Annotated in this window: 15 protein-coding genes; 5 read left to right on the forward strand and 10 right to left on the reverse strand. The window is 49.8% G+C overall.

Going from position 1 to position 22,891, the window contains the following annotated elements; translation table 11 throughout:
• Positions 1-146: 146 nt before the first annotated feature.
• Both AC2215_RS17910 and AC2215_RS17915 read left to right on the forward strand, forming a co-directional pair.
• Positions 147-5,048: an ATP-binding protein gene (locus AC2215_RS17910; RefSeq protein ID WP_486811376.1), complete on the forward strand. Its 4,902-nt coding sequence runs from the start codon at positions 147-149 to the stop codon at positions 5,046-5,048.
• A 206-nt stretch (positions 5,049-5,254) separates the two neighbouring features.
• A complete protein-coding gene (locus AC2215_RS17915; RefSeq protein WP_486811362.1) occupies positions 5,255-5,524 on the forward strand; it encodes a hypothetical protein in 270 nt (89 codons plus the stop codon).
• Here the strand turns inward: AC2215_RS17915 and AC2215_RS17920 are convergent.
• The 10 genes from AC2215_RS17920 to AC2215_RS17965 form a co-directional block, all read right to left on the reverse strand.
• A complete protein-coding gene (locus AC2215_RS17920; protein WP_486811363.1) occupies positions 5,484-7,175 on the reverse strand; it encodes an alpha/beta hydrolase in 1,692 nt (563 codons plus the stop codon). The two genes, AC2215_RS17915 and AC2215_RS17920, sit on opposite strands and share 41 nt — an antisense overlap.
• 463 nt (positions 7,176-7,638) lie before the next feature.
• Positions 7,639-9,264 carry a phospholipase D-like domain-containing protein gene (locus AC2215_RS17925; protein ID WP_486811364.1) on the reverse strand — a complete coding sequence of 542 codons (1,626 nt, stop codon included), beginning with the start codon at positions 9,262-9,264 and terminating at the stop codon, positions 7,639-7,641.
• Positions 9,257-9,745, reverse strand: coding sequence for a hypothetical protein (locus tag AC2215_RS17930; RefSeq protein ID WP_486811365.1), 489 nt, complete (start codon positions 9,743-9,745; stop codon positions 9,257-9,259). Before AC2215_RS17930 ends, AC2215_RS17925 begins: the two co-directional genes overlap by 8 nt.
• Before the next feature lie 395 nt (positions 9,746-10,140).
• Positions 10,141-10,482, reverse strand: coding sequence for a photosystem II reaction center protein Psb28 (gene psb28 / locus AC2215_RS17935; protein ID WP_486811366.1), 342 nt, complete (start codon positions 10,480-10,482; stop codon positions 10,141-10,143).
• 642 nt (positions 10,483-11,124) lie between these two features.
• Positions 11,125-11,442, reverse strand: coding sequence for a thioredoxin (trxA, locus tag AC2215_RS17940; protein ID WP_486811367.1), 318 nt, complete (start codon positions 11,440-11,442; stop codon positions 11,125-11,127).
• A 498-nt stretch (positions 11,443-11,940) separates the two neighbouring features.
• Complete coding sequence (locus tag AC2215_RS17945) at positions 11,941-14,505, reverse strand: CHASE2 domain-containing protein (protein ID WP_486811368.1); 2,565 nt, start codon at positions 14,503-14,505, stop codon at positions 11,941-11,943.
• A 493-nt stretch (positions 14,506-14,998) separates the two neighbouring features.
• The gene (locus tag AC2215_RS17950; protein ID WP_486811369.1) at positions 14,999-15,175 is read right to left on the reverse strand and encodes a hypothetical protein; all 177 of its coding nucleotides are present in this window, start codon (positions 15,173-15,175) and stop codon (positions 14,999-15,001) included.
• A gap of 712 nt (positions 15,176-15,887) precedes the next feature.
• Complete coding sequence (locus AC2215_RS17955; RefSeq protein WP_486811370.1) at positions 15,888-16,697, reverse strand: inositol monophosphatase family protein; 810 nt, start codon at positions 16,695-16,697, stop codon at positions 15,888-15,890.
• A 154-nt stretch (positions 16,698-16,851) separates the two neighbouring features.
• Positions 16,852-17,505, reverse strand: a complete 654-nt coding sequence (locus AC2215_RS17960) for a DUF3592 domain-containing protein (protein WP_486811371.1) — start codon at positions 17,503-17,505, stop codon at positions 16,852-16,854.
• 198 nt (positions 17,506-17,703) lie between these two features.
• Positions 17,704-19,137, reverse strand: a complete 1,434-nt coding sequence (locus AC2215_RS17965) for a BCD family MFS transporter (protein ID WP_486811372.1) — start codon at positions 19,135-19,137, stop codon at positions 17,704-17,706.
• A 208-nt stretch (positions 19,138-19,345) separates the two neighbouring features.
• On the opposite strand from AC2215_RS17965, the gene AC2215_RS17970 reads away from it, so the two are divergent.
• From AC2215_RS17970 to AC2215_RS17980, 3 genes are all read left to right on the forward strand, one after another.
• On the forward strand, positions 19,346-20,302 hold the full coding sequence (locus AC2215_RS17970; protein WP_486811373.1) for an aldo/keto reductase: 957 nt from the start codon (positions 19,346-19,348) through the stop codon (positions 20,300-20,302).
• A gap of 757 nt (positions 20,303-21,059) precedes the next feature.
• On the forward strand, positions 21,060-21,518 hold the full coding sequence (locus AC2215_RS17975; RefSeq protein ID WP_486811374.1) for a helix-turn-helix domain-containing protein: 459 nt from the start codon (positions 21,060-21,062) through the stop codon (positions 21,516-21,518).
• 365 nt (positions 21,519-21,883) lie between these two features.
• Positions 21,884-22,849, forward strand: coding sequence for a glycosyltransferase family 10 domain-containing protein (locus tag AC2215_RS17980; RefSeq protein WP_486811375.1), 966 nt, complete (start codon positions 21,884-21,886; stop codon positions 22,847-22,849).
• The last annotated feature ends 42 nt before the right edge of the window (positions 22,850-22,891 follow it).

Consider the following 22,891-nt stretch of genomic DNA (forward strand, 5'->3'; position numbering starts at 1 on the left):
AAAAATAAGAGGGTGCAACCCCCTTCTAAATTTTCATTGAACACCCCCTAGAATCGCCACTAACCTTTTTGTGTTAAAATTTGGGATATTTTTGTCATCGCTAGACTTCCGCGGCGTGTCTAGCCCCACAGATGGAGAAAGTTGTTATGACCAGCAGTTACGGTGCCGATCAGATTCAAGTTCTAGAGGGTTTAGAAGCCGTCCGCAAACGTCCGGGGATGTATATTGGTTCCACGGGACCGCGAGGACTCCACCATCTCGTCTACGAAGTCGTCGATAACTCGATCGACGAAGCGCTCGCGGGTTATTGCACTCACATCGAAGTGGATTTAAACGCCGATGGCTCTGTTGCCGTTACCGATAACGGTCGCGGCATCCCCACCGATGTTCACTCCAAAACCGGGAAATCTGCCCTAGAAACGGTGATGACCGTCCTCCACGCTGGGGGAAAGTTTGGCGGTGGCGGCTATAAGGTTTCCGGGGGATTGCACGGAGTTGGCGTATCCGTCGTGAACGCCCTATCCGAATGGGTGGAAGTGAATGTTTGGCGGGAGAAAAAGGTACATACCCAGCGCTACGAACGGGGAAAACCTGCTGCCGACCTAAAAGTGAAGCCCTCTAAAGAGAAAGGTCGCACCGGGACTTCGGTGCAGTTTATGCCCGATATTGAGGTATTTACGACCGGGATTGAATTCGAGTATGCAACCATTGCCCGTCGGATTCGAGAACTGGCCTATTTGAATGCCGGGGTAAAAATTACTTTGAGCGATCGCCGTTTGGCATTGCTCGGAACCGACGAACCTAAAGTCGAAACCTACTATTACGAAGGCGGCATTCGGGAATACGTCGAATACATGAACCGGGAGAAAGACCCCCTCCACGAAGAGATTATCTATATTTCCGGCGAACGCAATAACGTTCAAGTCGAAGCCGCCCTGCAATGGTGTATCGATGCTTTTAGCGATAACTTGCTCGGTTTTGCCAACAACATCCGTACCGTGGATGGGGGAACTCACCTCGAAGGGTTGAAAACGGTGCTGACGCGCACCATGAATTCGATCGCTCGCAAGCGCAACAAACTCAAAGAGAACGACTCCAACCTCGGCGGTGAAAATATTCGGGAAGGGTTGACGGGGGTGATTTCCGTTAAAGTCCCCGATCCCGAATTTGAAGGACAAACCAAAACCAAACTCGGCAATACGGAAGTGCGGGGAATTGTCGATTCCCTCGTGGGGGAAGTTCTCACAGAATATCTCGACTTTAATCCCAACGTCGGCGATGCCATTTTAGAAAAAGCAATTCAGGCTTTTAACGCCGCAGAAGCTGCCCGACGAGCGCGGGAGTTGGTGCGGCGCAAATCCGTCCTCGAATCCTCTACATTGCCCGGAAAACTGGCGGATTGCAGCTCTAAAGACCCCTCAGAATCGGAGATATTTCTCGTGGAAGGGGATTCAGCGGGCGGCTGTTTTATAAGAAATACTTATGTTTCTTTGGCTGATGGTCGTGAAATACCTATCGAACAGATCGTTGAAGAGCAGTCTCGAGGGGAAGAACATTTCTGCTACACCATGCGCCCAGACGGGAAAGTGGCGATCGAGCGGATTATTAACGCTCGCATGACTAAAGCCAATGCCGAATTGGTGAAAGTCACCCTCGATAACGGGGAAACTATTATTTGTACCCCCGATCACCCCTTCATGATGCGAGATGGGACGTACAAAGCGGCTGAGTTGCTGACTCCTGAGGATTCCCTAATGCCTCTCTATCGCAAGGTGTCTGTGAAAAACGAGAAGGGGCAGGGACTCGACGGGTACGAGATGGCGTGGAGTCCCGGAACCGATCGCTGGATTTACACCCATTTGCTCGCCGACTTCTACAACCTGGCGCGGGGGGTCTATCGCGCGGCCGATGGCAAACACCGCCATCACGTGGATTTTAACAAGCGCAACAACGACCCCACGAACATTCAGCGATTGCCCGCCGACGAGCATCTGGCATTACACCGCAAGAACTTAGAAAAAACCCTCCATCGTCCCGACGTTATTGAAAAAAGCCGCCAAATCCATCAAAGTGCCGAATTTCGGGCAATGATGAGCGAGCGGATGCAAGACCCCCGCACCCGCGAAATGCTCTCGGTACAGGCAAAGGTTCAGTGGGAGGATGAGAATTACAAAGCCTATATGGGGCAGAAGTGGCGGGAGTTTTACGAGAGCAACGAAGAATACCGTCAGCAAAATCGGGAGCAGTTAAACAAAGCTCAGTCAGAATATTGGAGCGACGACTCGAATCGTCAAGCCCAAGCCGATCGCGTGCGGACGTATTTTGAGAATAACCCCGAGGCACGAGAAGCGCATTCTGAGATAGCCAAAGCCCAATGGCAAAATGAAGAGTTGCTCGAATGGCGGCGAGAGAAAACCAAGGAGCAGTGGACGCGGGAGTTTCGGGCAAAGCGTCGCGAAGCGCTCGATCGCACCTACTATCGCAAAACCATCGAAACCCTGCGGGAAGTTCTGCGCCAACTGGGCTACTTTGATTTCGGCATGTACGAAGACTATCGCCGCCGCCTGAAAGATCGGTCGATCCTGAAGTACGAAACCTTCTGCGATCGCTACTTTGGCGGTGACGACTTGCGAGCGCGGCAGGCTGTTCGCAACTACAATCACCGAGTCGTATCCGTCGAACATCTTGACTATCGGGAAGACGTATTCGATATCGAAGTCCCCAACACCCACAACTTCGCCCTCAGTTGCGGTATCTTCGTCCACAACAGCGCCAAACAAGGACGCGATCGCCGCTTCCAAGCCATCCTCCCCCTGCGCGGAAAAATCCTCAACATCGAGAAAACCGACGACAGCAAAATCTACAAAAATAACGAAATCCAATCCCTAATTACTGCCCTGGGATTAGGGATTAAAGGGGAAGACTTCGATGCCGATCAACTGCGCTATCACCGAATCGTGATTATGAGCGTGGCAGGGGACGAACCGACGCTGGTACAGAAGGATTCGGGGCAGACGGAATTCGTCAACATCGGCGATTTTATCGACGACTGCGTGGAAGGACGGCGCGATCCCGATCGCTACCAAGTGATTTCCTTCGATCCCGATACCAAAGCCACCCGGTTCCGCCCCTTGAAAGCGGTGATTCGTCACCCCCACGAGGAACCGATGTACGAAATTGTCACTCGGTACAATCGCACGATTAAAGTCACCTCCTCTCACAGTGTCTTCGTCTATGAAAACGATGGGGTGAAGCTCAAAAAAGGCAACGAAGTCCAACCCAACGATATTCTCGTTGCCAGTCACCACCTTCCCCGTCCCGCCAAAAGTCCCAAGCGGATCGACTTATTGCAAACCTTCTGCCAGTTCGACGAAACTCACGCCCTGTACGTTCAAGGGGAGGACGTGCGCCGAATTGCCAAAGAGCGGGTTTTAGCGCGGGTGTCGCAACCGAGTCAGTGGAGCGAACCTCGGATCGAATTGAACCCGGAAATGTGGCAGCAACTCATCGCCCAACGGCAAGAGGCGGGAGTGACGCTCAATCAAGTGGCGGTATCGTGCAACGTCAAACACGGCGGCACGATCGGGAATTGGGAACGGGGACTCAAGCGCCCGATTCTCTCCCACTTCCTCACCTACTTGGAGGAAATTGGCTGGGAGAAAAGCATTACCTATCGCCAGTTGCCCGCCCGGATTAGCAAGTACCTGTCGAAAAACGACAAGAATAAAAATGCCAGTTGGCGGGAAGTGAGCTGCATCAAACCCATCGACGAACTCACCAATCGGGAATTAGCAAAACTGGGAGAAAACGTGAAACTCGTTCCCCGATCGCATCCCGATAAAGCCTTCGATCGCTACTTGCCCATTACCAAAGACTTGATGTGGTTCGTGGGATGGTACGTCGCCCAAGGGGTACAGAGCAACCACCATATCAAACTCTATATGGGGCGGCGCGGGGAACCGTTTATCGAACCCCTCACCAAAACCATCCAAAAACTCTTTGGCGAGACACCCCGCTGCCACTCCGACGAAGCCCGAGGCAAGTATTCCGAACTCTGCTTTAGCAGCGTTCCGGCAGCACGACTGATGCGGGCGTGGGAACTCAACAAGCGATCGCACGAGAAGAAAATCCCCGATTTGGTGTTTAGCCTACCCGAGAAACTGCAACTGGCATTCCTCGAAGGTTACTTCTTGGGGGATGGAACCATCGATCGCGATAGTTTGATTATCACTACCGCCTCAAAAACCCTCAAAGACGGACTCCTGTATCTGCTGGGACAACTGGGTGTGGTGGCCGGGACGGGACACCATCAGCCTTCCCCCACTTCCCGCGCCCGTACCAAAGGACGGCGACCCCACTACACCGTCCGGATTGCGGGCAAAGACCAATTAGAACATTTCCGCAGCATTTGGCGGCGACATCACAACGCGGGGAATATCGAAGCACATTTAGCCCGTCCCCGACGGCAACCCCAGGAATACCTCCCCATCGGGCAAGATTTAATGGGGTTGAAAGTGGTCAGCGTTCGGGAAATCGAACCCGTGGGCGAGTACGTCTACGATTTCTCCGTGGAGGATGACGAAAACTTCGTCTGCGGCACTGGGGGACTCTGCGCCCACAACACCGACGCGGACGTAGACGGGGCGCACATCCGTACCCTGTTGCTGACGTTCTTCTATCGCTATCAGCGGGAATTGGTTGACCAGGGCTACATTTATATTGCCTGTCCGCCGTTGTACAAACTCGAACGCGGGCGAAACCATTACTACTGTTACAGCGATCGGGATTTGCAAGCCCAAATTGCCCAGTTCCCAGCAAATGCCAACTACACGATTCAGCGATTTAAGGGCTTAGGTGAAATGATGCCCGCTCAATTGTGGGATACGACGATGAACCCAGAAACCCGAATGATGAAGCGGGTAGAAATCGAGGATGCGGCCGAAGCCGATCGCATTTTTACCGTGTTAATGGGCGATCGGGTGGCCCCGCGTCGGGAGTTTATCGAAACCTACGGACCGAAGCTGAATTTGACGGATTTGGATATTTAATCGCGCTCTTTCGTTAGTAAGAAAGGTCAGATGCACCAAGTCTGACCTTTTTTGAATGACTTCAAATCTAATGCTTTACCTCTTGTAATATGGCTGTATTCAGTGAGGGCGCAGACACTTCAATCTCACACGAGTACCTCTCTTCCACAGCGATTGCCTGCTCCCTCAGCCCATAGTAACTAGTGTCTGAACACGATTGCATATATATGACCCTTTCCAAAGAGCAAGCCAAATCCTTACTCGAAGACCTTATCTTCACTGGAGACAAAGCCAGTGACTGGGTACAAGATGTTTGGGCCCTGAGTCCCACCCTAGCCGAAAGTGCGGCAAGTTTGGTGGATGTACTTGATATCCTCCTCGCCGCAATGAGCGAGGCACAGATTGAAGGCGTGTTGCGGCAACTATACCGAGACCATCGAGATGCGATCGAGGATTCTAAGTTGAGCGACAATTGGCATCAATACTTCGAGAATTGAGGGCGATCGCAGCCGATTCCCAACGGCGGAACCAAGACGATCGCACGCACCCCAAAATTGTCACCAGGGGCAATAACAGCAACAGACTCACCTGCCGCAACACCAAACTGCCATCACTTGTCAACAATTCCAGAATGCCGTCAGCAGCTCGCTGGTGAACTAAAACTACCAGAATCGCGGTCAAAATCGATAACCCGATCGCCTGCCGAGAAGACACCTGACCCGTGGTAAGTTTCAGGGGACGGCGCAACCACCCCACTCCAAAAACCGCAACTCGCTCGATCGCCCTCAATATCCCCCCCGGTCGGAAATACTCCCATAACACCAACACCACGAACCACCCCGTCAGGCGCAGTTCTAAAGTCGTCGCCTGGAATAATGCCGCCTTGATGAATTGAGAAGCGAAATAGCTACTCCACAACAGCCATTGACTGATAAACTGCGGGAGTTCCAATAAATACGCCGGCTGCTGCCAAAGCTCTTCCAAACCAAAAACGATCGCCGGTAGCAGGATAGCCACCTCGAATAAACAGACGTACAACCCCACGACGCGCAAGGCTTTGGGAAATTTTTTCCGATTGCCAAGGGCGTAATTGCTCGTCAGTAACAGTATGCAATTGAAGACGAGGAGATTCGTAGCCGTATCAACCCAAAGGGGGTGGAAGTATCCCCACACTGCGATCGCCACCATCGACCAAAACACGGGATTGCCATATCGCCAGAGTCTTTGCCTGCCAAGACCTGCCCAAATGCGATCGAGTTGCCAAACCCCCCAAATGCCGACCCCCAGACCTCCGCCAAAGACCAATCCCCAACCTAGTATCCATCCCGGCAGTACCAGCGACACATCCCCCATTTTCACTTCTAACGCTCGATCGAGCCAACGCAACACCGCCCTCATCAATCGGGCATCGTAGGGGGCAAAAACATGGTCGGTCGTTGCAGAGATCGCCAACCGGCGCGCCGTTCCCGTAGCAAAATTGCCGCAGATACCGTCATCGAGACAGGTCAAATCTCGACTATCAGTTGCTTGTGCCATCATGTTCCGCGCGTCTGCGGGGGAATGCATTTGCTCGTAAACCCCAACCCCCACCCACAAATTCTTAGGCGTAGTAGGCGTTACCGTTCCCGTCATACTCAACACCACCGTGGCCTTTAATTGCGGGTCGATTTGCCCCAGTTGTAACGCCGTCGTTCCCCCCATAGAATGACCGCCGATGGCAATGCGGGTGACATCGAAACGTTCGGGGCGATCGCGAATCCAGCTCAACACCGATCGAGCATCTTCTAAGGTACTGGTTTCGAGGCGATCGATTGATTTTTCGGCAGTCGGGAGGGGGTAGGATTCGCCAAAGCCACCAAAATCGAAGGTTAACGTGGCAATCCCGTGTCGCGCTAGTTCCATCGCTAAAGGAGTCACCATCGCTTTGCAATTGTTCCATCCGTGACCCAAAATCACCACCGGGTGAGGGGTGGGTTGATTTCGAGGAGTATACAATTGAGCGACTAATGCTCGATCGGCATCCAGGGAAATCGAAAAGGATTCAGAAGCGATATGCTGAGTTGGACTGAAGATCGTACACAACCCCCATCCCACGAACGACAGAAGTAAGAACGCAATGAGGGTAACGATGGGGGAAGATTTTGTCATGGAGAGGGTCGATCGCTCTATTCAGGATCGCTATGGACGGTATTGGTGAGTTGGGGGAGTCACGGCAGCAGTATTGAGCTGGCTCAGAAAGATACTCGTGGGATATCAGACTGTCCTCATCTAGATGAATACAGCGATATGACAACCACCATACTAATCATGGACAGTAAGGAGTGCCAGTATACTGATGGTATGCACCAATGCGTGTCATCTTAGAAACACAAACATCCTCACGGTGCCATTGTCTTTTGAGTTACTTTTTTTGTACGAAGAAATGTTGAAGCTCGACTGATTTTCACAAGTTTTTCATACTCTCCTCTTATTGTAAGAATCAGTACACCCAAGGTTGCTATACCCAATCAAGCCTCCCCTTCCCTCTTTTGAGGTGAAGGGGTTTTTCGATTCTGACGGTCGTAGAGAGGATTGGGTGTGTCCCATATCCCAAAACCGACCACCCATGAATTTACCAGGTGACTAAATCCCTTAACTGTTCTAACTTCGCCGGTCCGATGCCCGACACTCCATCGAGATCTTCAAGGGACGTGAAGGGTTTTTGCGATCGCGCGGCGATAATATTTTGCGCCAAAGTGGGTCCAACACCGGGAAGGGCTTCCAACTCCTGCTGGGTGGCTGTATTCAAATTCACTTTGGCCCGAGTTTGGGTGGGTGGAAGCGGTGGCGGACATTCCTGCGTTCGTTTGCGTACCGCGTTTTCCAGACTATCGGGAAGACCGAGGGTTGCGTCGGTGTAGAGGCGATCGAACTCTCGCCGAAAGTGAGCGGCGACAATTGGACTGCGGACGATCAGTAAGGTTTCGTCATTTTGAAGATTGGCTGCAGCGGACCAATTATGGGAACCGGCGATGGTAATGCGATCGTCGATGAGAGCAAATTTGTGATGCAATTTATCACCGGGGGGAAGTAGGGGAACACCAACAGAGTCGATCGCATGTTTCCAAGGACGATTGTCCGCTTCGTACTCGCATTTGGCATTAGGCAGTGCCACCCCCAACATATCCAACCCTTCGCTGTATTCGCGAAAGGCAAAACTCGGATCGATGAGCGCTCGCACCGCTACCCCATCTCGGTGACGTTCGTACAGTGCATCCGCCACCCGTTGTTCGGAAAAAACGAACAGCGCCAAATCTACCGATCGCGCCGTACCGCTGAGAATTTGGGAGATCGTTCCGTTAACGCTCTCGTTCCAAGGACGGGTGCGGGAAGTGGGGGAAAACTGCACCGAGACGGAGGTTTCTCCCAGGGTAACGTTCGTCGTACCGCGAGCAGGTTTTTGCAAACCGAACCGACTGTCCGGTTTCCCTTGGGGACCATCTCCCCACATGATGTTAAATTCTTCGGTAAATACCCGCGCCAACTCGGTACTATCGAGTTCGAGCAGGTTATTCGCATTACCCCGGCTGGCGGGTTTTCCCAGATCGCCATGAATGCCGGAGGGGGTAAAATTCGCCGAGGTGACGATGAGGAGGCGATCGTCGGCGATGACGAATTTATGGTGCATCAAACCGCTACCTTTCGACCCGTCTGCAGTATCGTCCAGTAGAGGAACTCCTCCATCTCGCAAAATAACTAAAGCATCCCGCTGGCGAATTTCCTCAGAACTGAGAGAGCCATCACCATTAATATCGATAAACCGCCGTCCTTCCTGAAGTCGCTGGCGATCGCGCGCTTCGAGTGTATTGAGTTCGGTCTCGGTATAATCGCTCCAGGGTCGGTTGTAGGTATTTTCGAGAATGACCCGCACCTCTACTCCTGCTTGGTGGCGATCGACCAATGCCCGTGCAATTTTGGGCAACCGCAGCTCTTGCACCGCCACGTCCACCCGCGTCGTTGCGTTTTCGATCGCCCGGACGATCGAGCCTTCTAAATCATCTCCAGCACGGGTTTGCCCTCGATAGGGTTCGGTATACTCAGCGGCCCGGTTGTGGTTGAAATAGGCGCGAATAAAGGGGTCTTGGGGTAGAGAAGGTAATTTTGGCGTCAGGGTGGAACCGCGCCGCCACCCGAAAGCCACCACCCCACCACCAAGCAGAATCAGCAGCAGCAAGAGAATCGATCGGGTTCTAGACACGACTTTGCGGCTCCATATTCCGGGCCTGACAGTCACGCAACCAGTTGCGCACCCCCTGGGCGAGTGCCCCATCTGTGGTGTTTTCCGGCGGTGTTGGCGCATTTGAAGCCAGGTAGGAATCGAATACGGAATACATCACCACCAACTGCCACCCGTTCTGAGTTGGGGTGATAAACAACCAGTGGTATCCCTGCAATTCGATCGCATCTGTGGGGGTGTAGACACGCTCTAAGGTGCTAAAAAATACCTGCCGGACGTTTTCTTCCCTTTCTTCGGAATGTTCCGTCCCGACGGTCGAGCGTGCCGTTCCCAGGGGTAGGGGGGTAAATTCTGGTTGTCCGGCAACGATAATCGAACTGGGCGGATCGGGATTTTCCCTTTGACGAGAGCGGGAGATGGCGCGATTGGCATAACTGGGTAAGTCCGGTAACATCTGCTCGATGAGGGGGTCGACTTGCGCCGGACAACTTGTTTGGGCCAAAACCTGAGTTCGAGTTGGTGCGATCGTCGTGGAGAGCGCAATAGATATACCAACGAGCCCAAGTCGGAGATTCTTCGAGATGTGGCGGATCTTTAAATTAATGATTTTGTATCTTTGCAATTCCTTTGCCTAACCTCTTAGACCAGTAGCGGACAATGGAGATAAGCGAAAAATATAGCACCCATGCACTAATACGCCCCCTGGACGCTCCTATACTCTAGTCGTCTTTCCAGGGGGTTTTCTTTATGGAGAGTCGGACTGACTACATGTAGGGTGCTTTGGGCAACGATTGTCCCACCTTTAACGATCGCAAAGGATGCGCTGCCATTTCAATCTTCAATGTCGATTTCGACACCCCAACGCACCCAGAACCCAAAAAACCACAACCGGAGAATTTACTCTTGGGCCTTATTGAATCCCAGACCGTTTTCTTCTCCATATCGTTCCATAAAACGCATAAAGCGATCGAAATCTTCTGGAGTCTTCCACACGTAAACCACTTCTAAGTGGGTGGCTTTGCCATTGATAAACTTACCCTTAACATCTCGGGTGACGAGTTCTCCTTCCTCATCCACCAGATACATCCCAGTAATCTCTTGACCGTACTCGGGAGAAAGGGCGTTAGGATTTTCAAAAAAAAAGATGGCCTTACCGTTGTTGCCAGATTTAGCACGGGTCATCCGAATGTCGGGTACGATTTCTTCTTTAATTCCTCTCGTAAATTCAATTTGAGCCATGTCTCTGCCTTCAATGTTTAACAATCTTTTAACATTGTCTCATGGCATCCGATCGAGAGGGACACCCAAGCGTCAGTATTCGGAGATATCTAATCATGTGATGTGCAACTTTGAGCGCTCGCCATGTGGTGAGCGAGTCCAAAAATTCCCCCTTTCCCCTTCTCCCAACTCCAGTTACCCCGCATTGTCAGGTTTTGGATCGTTAAGTTGTATCGCACTACGCAAATTAGTTAGGACATTTATAAATCCTGAAACTCTCTGAGAGTCTACTGTTCCCCGTTCCCCGTTCCCTGTTCCCGCTTCGCGTAGCGCTATACATGACGTTCATCGATGCTCGGCTCCCCCACTGCAGTGCGGCAGAAACAACAAGCTCGTTCTCAATCGCGCAAAGCGATGTACAGTCAGCATTTTTCCTACGCGCATTCTTAATGACCCGTAGCGACACTAGGTGAAAACAGCGCTGAGTCCCTATGGGTCAACGATGCATCCTGAAGGGACGACTTAAGTGGAGTAAAATCTCAAGGGAGTGAAATGTCTGCGGCGATCGTGAAATCGAGATCTTGTCACACTTCTTCTAAGCTCCGTCGATCGATGTCACGTTGCCGATTCCAAGGGATGCGCGAACTAGAGCTAGACTGTTGATTACAAAAAACTTTCCAGGCGAGGAATCAGTCGTTCGGCAGCCATCACCCCTTCAATTCGATCGATCGGTTGACCGTTTTTAAATAACACTAAGGTCGGTAATGCCGCAATGTGATATTTCGTTCCTAGGCTGGGATAGTTGCCGGTATTAATTTTGACAATACGTAACTTTGGTTTGAGCTGCTCGTTCACCTGCTCTAAAATCGGTGCCATCATTTGACATGGTCCGCACCAAGGTTCGTAAAAATCGACCAGTACGGGTACATCCGAATCGGCGAGTAAATCTTGGAAGCTACCGAACTGTTTTTTGACTGCCATATCTATAGGAATTTTGCTAGGTTGACAGGTTAGCTGACGATCGAGGAAACGCTTTATTGGATCGGATACGGTATCGGGTTCAAATATTAGGTTTCGATCGTAAGTTTTCTCACCCAATGTAAACCGTCAAGGTTGGCGGAGCGTCGATCGTCGCGCTCGTACTTAGCCTCATCATAGGACGAGATCCCCAGCATCAACAGTCACGATCGCTTTTATATAACGATTGAGAATGAGACGATGATTTTAGGGCTTGATACGATATGAAGCTCGGTGAATCGTTACTGTCAAACTCTTACTCACCGCCACCCGCAAACTTATAGCGGTTTGCACAAACATTGACCCCATACAGAGTTGCTCGGAAAAATGTTAGCAGCAGTAGGGGTTATAACCGGGGGTCTACCTTTGTGAAAACTGCTATAAGCTGAATCCGATCGCAAGAGATGACAGGTTCCCGCCCGCTACAGTCAGTGTAAATTTCAATTTCAGATGACGAACGGATCAAACATGCTCTGAGTGATAGGTGGGAACGACTCGTTCTGATGATTCAACCGTGGATGGCATCTCCATCGGGGTTTCTTTGGCTATGGGAATCGTAATTTCGACGATCGTACCTTGGTTTTTTCCAGGACTTTTGAGGGTGACGAACCCCCCCATCATCTTCATGAAGTTTTGAGCGATCGTCAAGCCAAGTCCGTTCCCACCATAGGGACGAGTGACGGAACCATATTCCATCATAAAGGCTTCAAACATTTGCGATTGTAGCTTCGGATCGATGCCGATACCCGTATCTCGAACCGTGACAACCGCAAAGGAAGTCTGGGGTATATTGCCGATCTTCAAAACTTTGAGAGCCGTCGAAATCGTAATGCTACCGCGATCGGTAAATTTGATGGCATTACCAATAATATTAATGAAAACTTGTTTGAGTTTTTTGGAATCGGCTTTAACTTTCAGAATTTCTTTTGAATAATTTTTGATCAGCTTCAGAGATTTATCTTGTAAGTTCGGGATATGTAAATACACCGCTTTCGCCAAACAAGAGTTTAAATCGATTGATTTGAGATTGAGAGCAACGTCACCGGATTTGAGCTGGCTCAAATCTAGGAGTTCGCTGATTAACTCAAATAATTGCAAGGAAGAGCGATGGGCTTGCTGGAGCATTTCCATTTCTTCTTCGCGATCGTCGCAATACCCATCCACAATCAACGAAATCGAACCCATAATGCCATTGAGAGGTGTTCGAAGTTCGTGGGTCGTGCGTTTGAGAAACTCATCTTTGAGCCGATCCATTTCTTGCAAGGCAATATTTTTGGCTTCGAGTTCTTGTGAGAACAACACTCGCTCGGCCCATGCTTTTTGCCGTTCCGTAATGTCTTGAAAGGCAATAATTGCATATTTAATATTCCCTTGGCGATCGTAGATAGGAGTGCCCCAACTTTCAATGGGAATAACTTTATTGCCGCGATGAATTTCCATATCGTCGGCGCGGGTGATTTTCCCTTCAAGTGCTTGGGTCGCCGTTAGTTTTTCGTAGGGATACAGTCGGTCGGTGCCGGCTTGATAAATTTGATAGAATTCCCCTCGATTTTTAGAGTTCGACGGTCGGCGCTCCCCTTGACCGAAGAGTTGCTGCGCCCGAAGATTGGTATAGTAAATTTTTCCTTCTCGATCGAGGACGGCAATTCCAACAGGCATTGCTTCCATAAATTGAGTCAACCGAGCGTAACTTTCGCGCAGGGTTTCCTCAGCTTTTTGGTGCAGGTGGGCTGCCATTTTATCGGAGTTTTCGGCCGTGGTTTGCAGCAGTCTTTCGAGATCTGTTTTTTCTTGGTGCAATTTGACCACTCGATCGGCCGCCATCGCGATTGTGGAACCAACCAGAGCACAAAAAGGAGTAACAACCGGCAACCACCAGCCCCCGACAAAGGCCATATAGCTGCCAAAGATTAAAAGGAGTCCGGTTCCGGTCACAATTGTGCCGAGTATGCTCAATTGGATGGGGATTTTGCCTTGGATAGGATTGTCCCGCAACCAGAGCCAACTCACCCAGCTACCAACAAAAGACCATAACAAAACCCACAAACCTTCGAGGGGTTCGGAGCCAACCTTTACAAAAGAGCGACCGTCCAAAGCCGCACTCAAAATTTGACTGGTGATGTTGGCGTGAACCACCAAACCCGATGAGAAATTCGGCGTTCGGAGTAAACCGCCACTGTAGGGGGTCTCAAAAAATGGACTGAAGCGTCGAGCGGTGGTTCCCACCAAAATGACCCGATCGCGCATCAGATTTTCCGGAATTCGACCTTCGAGTACGTCGGTCATCGAGACACTGAGAAAATTCTCCCGCGTTCCCCGATAGTTAACGAGCATTTGATAACCGCTATCGTCTGCTCGAACGTAACCGCCATCATTCTCCTGGAAGGGTACGAAAACTGCTCGACCGAGTTGGTAGCGCTGCTCGGCGGGGTCGAGCGGATCTAGAGAGATGCCCTCATTTTCTAGATACATCAAACTCACCCGCAGTCCGAAACTCAAACTGGTGCGATCGGGGTCCGATTTGACCGAGAGCAAGCTGCGACGTACTTTACCATCAGCATCCAAGAGTAAATCCACCATGCCGACGCGATCGTTTTCTTCGAGGGTAGGATGGGGCGCGACGGCATCCCCACCGACCTTTTCAACACCGATCAGGTTGGGCATGGATGCAAACAGCCTTTGGAGAGCGCGATCGTCTTCTCCAGTGGGTAAATCTCGATAAAGCGCCAAACCAATTACCCGAGGCTGTTGGGCTTTGAGTTTTTCTAATAGTTCGACTAATACCGTGTTCGGTATCGGCCACTGTCCGACGTTTTGAATATCCGGTTCGTCGATTGTCACTAAGAGAATTCGCGAATCCGAGGATTCAGTGGGACGCCAGCGAAATAAGCGATCGAGCGCCGCCCATTCTACAAACTGAAATAATCCGAAAAAGTTAGCAACCAGCACGATACCGGCAATTGTTGGGGCGACTAGCAACATTCGCTGCCATCGCCAGCTTTCGTTCGAGCGATTGAACCACCACATAAATAAAGGAGATCGAGGGTGAACTCGCGGCCGATCGGGTATTTATCGAAATTAACGACAACCCATGACTGCGTGTATTTTAGCGTCACACCAACATCGGGTAACGCTCCCAAAGAGCGATCGCGCGAAACTAGAGCACTCTAAAGAACTCAGACCGCAATCTTATTGATGTACTATCCTGTTGCCATCCTTTCAAGGCACAGTACACGACATTCTCGATCGTCGAGCGATTCGAGCGACTCGACCTTGCCGGATACATTCACCTAACAAGACCCATAACCCCTATTAATTTTAGTAGCCATAGCACCGTGGCGTTCTCAAATTTTGATTGGATTTTTGAACGACCCAGTTATGCAATTGAAAAATTTTGATTGAAGATGGTGTTTGGAGTTCGAGACGTATCTCTGGATCCAAGCCAATTTTCTTTTTAGCCCAATTTTAATTTTATTATTGGGTTCAATTATACGCGAATTTGAAAAAAATGGGATATTTTTTACGAACCGACACCACCAACTGTATCTTTGGGAATATCGTCGTTGGGTGGCTCTAATGTTACAGAACTTATAGATGATTGAGATGTGGTTCGTTCCGAAATCTGATAATTTGCCCAAGAGAATCGAACGCTACTGTGGCTGGGAAGGGCGATTGCCATCAAGGAGATGACGGCCATCGTTTTTGTAAATCTCTTTATCGCTAAAGAGGATTGAGTTATTAACATTATTTTCGATCCGTGACGGAAAAAAATTATTTTTTCGATCGTTTCTTTAAGTAGTCTATAGCTCTTTTTTCATCTCTGTCATCCGTGATTTGACTGAGACACCCTTATATCAAGCTTTTTGTCAGTGCGATTTGTCACTTTTTGTAATGATAGCGGTCACATTTTCCGTAAAATCCACAAATTGAGTCGATCGGGATTCGCGAGGGTTAAATCGTGTTTAGGTAAAAATACTGATTCAATTTTAAGGGTTCGTTGTCGTTGGGAGCAAACACCGATTTTCAATGCCGATCCAGACTCAAAACCTTGATATCAAAGCAATACGGTCTGTGAAATATCCCGTAGAAAATTCCATAGGTCGATCGAACTCGATCGATCCAGCTCCAGACTCAAAATAGATAAAGCCTATACTAGCTCTGGATTTAAAGCCGTTTAAACGAGAAAGACTCGATGGGGTATCCTTCGGTTGCTGTTTGTTATAAAGATAAAGTAAGTATTAAAATTTAATTCAAATTGCGATCGAAAAATCGTTTTTCCAGAGAAAGGATAATAATTTTTCTTCGCGTCCCTCGATCGGGACTGAGATGATTTTCGCTCGATCGAATTGCGATCGAGTATAAAGACTCGATATTCAGGAAAATGTTTCCACAGACGGCATCGATCGCACCTAAACTCCCAGAGACGAAACTAGAGGTTGAAATGCCTCCACTAATTCTTGGCGAGCAACCACCAAAGAAGGCATCGACAAACTCGTATAGTCCAGACCCGATGTGAGGGGGAATTGAGTCCGCTCGTCGAGAAAGACCCAAACACCACCCGCAGCACGCACGATCGGCAAAACAGCGGCAATATCCCAGATTTTCGGCGTCGCTTCCACCGCACCCAACGCCACCCCATTCGCCACCATCAGGAGATTGTAGGTTGCCACCCCCACCATGCGAATTTTGCAGGGAAATGGATGTTCGATCGCCCGAATGCTGCGGGAACAAAAGCTGAAAAAATGGTTTCCGGAGGGATTGTCAGAACTAGCCTGAATGAGTTGACCGTTCAGATAGGCACCGGTAGGTCCCGTCAAACCGGAATCCCCATACCAAAAGCCGTGAAACGATTGACCGATGGGGGGAAAATGGACATAGCCGAAAACCGGAGTGCCGCGATACAGCAACCCCATGGAAATTCCCCAGACGGGAACCCCCCGCGCGAAATTCGTCGTACCGTCAATGGGATCGACGATCCAGCACCATTCGGTATCGGGGAAGGTGCGAGAACTTTCTTCAGCTAAGATGCCGTGTTCGGGAAACGCTTCGGCAATGGCGGCGCGAATTTGGGCATCCGATCGCATATCGGATTTCGTCACCAACGATCCGTCGGCTTTTTCCGACGCCGTCGCCGATCCAAAATCTTCGAGGAGTTGCTTTCCCACTCGTTCGGTGGTGGTGGCGGCAAAATTTAAAACCGTATCCCAAAAATCGTTCATGTCAGTCGGGTGTGGTGTGTGGGGAATAGAATTCAGAACTCGCGCGACGATCGTTTCCGTTCAAAAAATTGGGGCAGCAAGGATTTTGAGAGAAAGTGAATTGACATAGAAGTCATCAACCAAAAACTTGCCCCGTCGGTCTCGATCGAAGGCTCTAAATGCAATATATATATTGTTGGAAATTTCCTGAGTTTAGGCTCACCTCCAGATTTTTGACGATCGTCCGATCGGGTAGAATGTCCAATCCCACGATTGAGATCAAACCAACGATAAACGCGAAAACGAAAAACCCATAAACCCACTGCCCGACGACAGCAGACTTAACTCGAAAAATATTGAATAATAGAGTTGTTGGGAAAATCAATACAAGGCTTAAGACGGTAAACCCCTTAGCAAAATTGCGCTTTATCCATTGATGAGTTCCAAATGAAAGCGTGGAGATTTCAGGATTTTGCGGATTGTATCGGACCTTGACGGACGTTGCGTTTTCGAGTCGATCGAGAATATCTTGGTGTTCGGACCTGCGACCGCTCGAATTATATCCAAAAGCCAATCTCGAACCCGAATACGTTCGATCCATCACAGAGTAACGATATTCAACTTCGAGTTGATAACTGTATATCCCCCCCCTTATGCTGCGACTCGAGATATCCGTCTTTGTAATCGTACCGGTTACAGAGGGCCAATTAGAAGCTTCAGCGGATTGACCAGCCGAGTCTAGACTCGACAAAAGCACACCCAACCCTATTAGACCAAACAGACAGATCGTGACAAATGCAATGAAGTTAATCAGGAGTTGTTTAATCACGATCGATATTTGGAGGAAAAGGGGGAAGGCTTAAAGGGGAAAGGGGAAGAGTTAAAGGGGAAATAAAATCATGACTTGGGCATAGAAATTGATTGAATTTTTTCCGATTGCGCTTATGTTTAATCGTCAGCAGCAAACAAGGAGAAGTGGGGAGAAGTCTCCTTCAACAGTTATCTGGAAAACTCGTCCTCTTGCAACTCAATCGAGTTCCCCCTCCATCACTGCCGCGATCGCTGCTTTCGCGTTATCCTGAAACTCCTTAATATTGACTCTTCGCAGCAGCCCAATCGCCACCATCATACCCACGGCTTGAGTCGCAAACACCAGACCGTAAGCCAGCACCGGTTCGCCAAAAATGCCGCGACCTAAATCCAGAACCGCACCGCCTAACACCGTCGAGAGTCCCCGCGCCATCGCCTGGGCCAATCCCCACGCACCGATAAACGTGCCGGCGGTTTCTGCGGCGGTTAAGTCTAGCATCAAGCCGATCGCCCCAGCGGTCAGGACTCCCGAACAGCTACCAAACAGCAGCAAGCCACCTTTGAGCATTCCCACTTCCCCGGTAAACCCGGCCCCAATGAGCACAAAAAAACAAATCGCCGCCCCGATACAGCCGTACTTCGCCGTCCGCTTTTTCCCCAAACGAGGAACGATCAGAAATCCCGTCGAGGCAATCCCCACCAACGTTCCCATCCCAAAAAAGGCGTTGAGTTGGGTGGTTTCGGAAATGGGCATCCCAAAGACCTGACCGCCGTAGGGTTCGAGGATGGCATCCTGCATGAACAAGCTGATACTCATCACCAGCAAAAACGTGAAGAAGATACCCGTCTGACGACTGGCGGTGAGGACTCGCAGGGCCCGACTGAGGGTAATTTGGTCTTCGCGGTCTGTTAAGGTCGATCGAGTGGTGAAGCGGGAGTACTTTTTCTCGACCCCAAACGTCGCCAGAAAGGTCATCGTCAGGACGATCGCCGGTACGATCGCAAATAATCGATCGATCGACGATCGCACCTCTTCAATGGGGGCATCGATCCCCACTTTTTTGAGCATGATGCTGCTAATAATTGCCCCGACGATAATGCCGACCATCAGCATCGACCAGACGATACTTACGAGTTTCGATCGATTGTCTTCATCGGAAACATCCAGCAGCAGGGCCGCAAAGGGGGTGGAACTCGCCCCTAATGCTAAGCCATAGATAGCAAACATCAAACCCAAAACGCCAATCCAAGCATAGGTGGGGAAACTCCAACCCACGGTTTCGAGGCTGTTGCCGAGTTGCCACACCACTTGCAAGGCGAAGAACGAAACGATTGTAAACAGAACCGCCCCAATCCAGACGTAGCCCGTGCGATGATGTCCCAGAATGGGCTTGGAGTCGGACATCTGGCCGAACCAAATCCGCGATGGCGCCATAAACTGGTACACCGAGATTGCCCCAGCCGCAACGAGGGCTGGCACTTTTAGTTCGTCGATGGTCACTCGGTTGAGAACCCCCAACGTCAGCAGGGACATGATGCCGAGTCCCATTTGAAAAATGCCCAAGCGGAACATGGTCAACAAGCCGACGCGAGGAAGAGATGTCGCAGGTGAAGACTCGGTAACCGAATCTGAGAAATTGGGAGTTGCCATAAGCCAAATTCAGACGATAGGGGGTGAGTCGAGGGTATTGAATGGGGAAGATTTTCGCGGACCGCACTCGATCGGTACTAACGCGATCGACGAAGGTCAGACTCTAAAAACCTAACTCTCTAACTGCTCTCCCCGCAAGAGGCTTGCCCGATGGGAATCGATCCGCTCACAATAACAAATAGCGTGTTTGTTAAGAATTGAAAAAATCGTGGATGCAATAACTCAGACGATCGCATTGGGAAAAAACGGACCGACGGTGACCTCCCTGGGAATTGGGGCGTGGTCTTGGGGCGATACCCTCTTTTGGCAATACGGCAAAGGCTACGGAACCGATGAGGTGCGCGGCGCGTTCGAGGCAGCTGTGACCGCAGGCATTACTTTTTTCGATACGGCGGAAGTCTACGGCAACGGCGAGTCGGAACGGCTGCTGGGACAGTTTATCAAAAATAGCGATCGCCCTATCCAAATCGCGACCAAATACGGCCCTGTGCCGTGGCGTTTGTTCGGTTCGTCGGTGACTGATGCAGTTTCCGATAGCTTGAAGCGGCTGGAGGTGGAGAAAGTTGCCCTGTACCAGGTTCACTGGCCCTTTACCTTTCTCATGTCTCAAGAAACCCTGATGAACGCTCTTGCAGATGAGGTAGAGCGCGGTAGAATTGAGGCGATCGGGGTTAGTAACTACTCGGCTTCCCAAATGCGCGAAGCCCACGACCTTCTCGCGCGCCGGGGCATTCCTCTGGCAGTTAATCAGGTGCGCTACTCTTTACTCTCGAGAGGGGTGGAAACTCAAGGTATTATCGGGACGGCACGAGAGTTAGGGGTGACGATACTCGCGTATAGCCCTCTGGCGCAAGGATTGTTAACGGGCAAGTACGGCACGGGCACAGTTCAACCAACCGGTCCGAGGCAGTGGGATTCTCGTTTCAAATCCGACGGTTTTACGAAGATCGAACCGGTGCTTTCATGCTTGCGCGAATATGGAGATCGGTATGGCAAGACACCCGCACAAGTCGCATTAAATTGGTTGATTTGTCAGGGCGGGGTGATTCCCATTCCGGGTGCAAAGAATGCCGAACAGGCCCGACAAAATGCCGGGGCTTTAGGTTGGCAACTCACTTCCGAAGAAGTTTCTCGTCTGGAGGAAGTCTCTCGTCCCTGGTTGTAAAGTTCGAGGGTTCTTAGAGATCTAGTGCCGCTACGGGTCATTACAAATACGCGCATTAAACATGCCTACTATACATAGCTGTCACAGGTTGAGAGCTGGTCAGTTATTTCTGCCGCACTGCACTAGAGGAAAAGGGTGAAAGGTTCGGGGTTAAAGGGGAAAGCCAGAAGCAATGGATGACTTCAGTCTAGAAATCGTCTGAATTTTTGATTTCTACCAGATGTCTAGTGCAGTATGGCGGTTCTCAAGTTAGTCAGAGCAGATCGTGAATCTCAAGTCCCCCTTCATCAGGGGGATACGTGGGGGATTGTCTGGACCTCATCCATTCGAAAAAGGCTGTATTCATCTAGATTCGGAGAATCTGAGCGTCACCAGTATCCTGCGGGCGTTATCCTTGTCGATCGGCCAAAACCCTGTCCTCACAACACTGAAGATCGCCAGATAACGCATGTTCGCTCATTTCTAGAGACGATCTTAGGCTGCCTGAATTCTCCCCCTGCATGAGATTGCCGAATTCGGAAATCTCCGTTCTGTTTTCGGCAAGATTTAATTCCTCTTTCGATCTATAGTGTTGGATTATGGATAGCTCTTAAGACTGCGATCGATAAAACTAAGTCTTCACAGAAGACTTCTCGTTACATTTCGCGAATCATAAGACTGTTAGGCTTCTCACTTCTTGGGAAGTTTATAAAGCATAAAAAAAGGGTGCAAGATAGTTTTAAATTTCCATCGCCAGCCTTGCTTCAAGGCACGTCAGATGAAACCAAAATCTTACCTCAAGCTTCTTTCTCGCTTCCTAAATATTCCTGGAATTTGGGTGCAAGATTACCAAATTATCGACGATATTGGGTTGGTTTTTAAGTTAGAACCTCAAAACCCTGAAGCGATTTGTCCTCACTGTCAAATACCAAGCAGTCGGCTCGTTCGCCATCATCGATATCTGATTAAAGATTTGCCTCTCAGTACCCATGCGGTTTACTTACAAGTCAATCGCCGGCAATTTACCTGCGATTGCTGTCAGAAAAACTTTACCGAAGAACTCGACTACGTGAATCGACAGAAAAACTATACAAAACGATTCGCAAGCCATATTGTTGGTCAAGTTTTAGATAGTAATATTGAGAGTGTTGCGAAGAGAAATGGTTTGAGTGAGGGAGAAGTTAAATCGATGTTTGAAGAGATAAAAAAAAATATATTAAAATCTCAAAAAATTTAGAATTAAATCTATTATTTTAATATAAAATTTTGTATCGTACGGTTTATTTTTAGAAAAAAATGCGTGCGATCGATTGCCTTTGCGAATGTCAATAGGTTGCCGGATGAGAGTGACTGTGGCTAGGATAGCAGTAGGGTGTTTTCTCTATGGCTTGAGAGCAAAGTTTTGAGTTGATTCGTGATTTTCAAAGTGCGAGGCGAGCGGTGGTTTGTCTCCTCGTGATTTTTAATGCTTGCACATCTAGGAATTCGAGAGATTCGATCGCGATTGGGTTGCTCGAAATTGCCAAATCTATAGATCGATCGAGCTAACGTAGAAATAAGAGTCGGTACGGTATTTTCCCGAATCAGTAGAGGAGTCTGGCAATGAGTCGAAAAACCGTGGGGGCAATCAGTTCTTACAACAATCTCGGATCGTTTCCGGCTGATTGGTTGTGGAAGCAAACGCCTCACCCTTTTGGCGTCTGGGGAAATATTCAAATGCAAGGGAGATCGAAGCATCCCGATTTTCTCTTGCTGTACAATTTTAACGTTCCCAAACCCCCGAGAAAACCCACATTGCGCGAGAGATTGGGGTTGCGCCAATCCCCCACCGATCGCATTCGAGAAAACTGGAAAAAACTGCCGAACCTCCCCCCAGAACGCATCATTTACCTACTGCGAGAACCGCCTTTAGAGGAAGTGGTCGATCGCCACAAAGCCGCATACGAAAATGCCAAACCCTATTGCGGTTACATATCCGGTCCCGATCGTTTTGCCCCGAATCCCGACTATATGCCCGCCATTTGGTATGCCTCCGACTCCTTCCGCGAGTTGGATGAAATGCCACCACCGATAAAACACAAACCCTGTAGTTGGATTAGTTCCGGTGTCAATCGTACCGAAAACCACCGCCAGCGATTGGCATTTATGAAACAACTCAAAGAAAGCGGGGTAGAAGTGGATTTGTACGGGCGAAATTTACCCGATTGGTCTGGTTCTTTCGGCCCCCTGACCAATAAATCCTACGCTATGAATCCCTATCGTTATAATTTAGCGATCGAAAACTACGCCGATAACGATTGGTACGTGAGCGAGAAAATGTGGGATGCCCTGTTATCCTGGTGTTTGCCGATTTACTACGGCGGTCCGGCAGCGGATAAGCTGTTACCTCCTGGCAGTTTTCTACGTTTGCCGAGTTTGGATGAAAAGGGGATTGCTTACATCCAAGAAGTGACGGCGACTCCCGATGCCTGGTACGAAGCCAAAGATGCGATCGCCGAGGCCCGACAAATCGTTCTCCACAAGCTGAATTTACTCAATTGGTTATCGGACTTTGTCGCTAAGTTTTAATGGAGATGCGGTGACTGGGAGAATCAAATAATACCCCACACC

Source organism: Zarconia sp. (assembly GCF_057467645.1).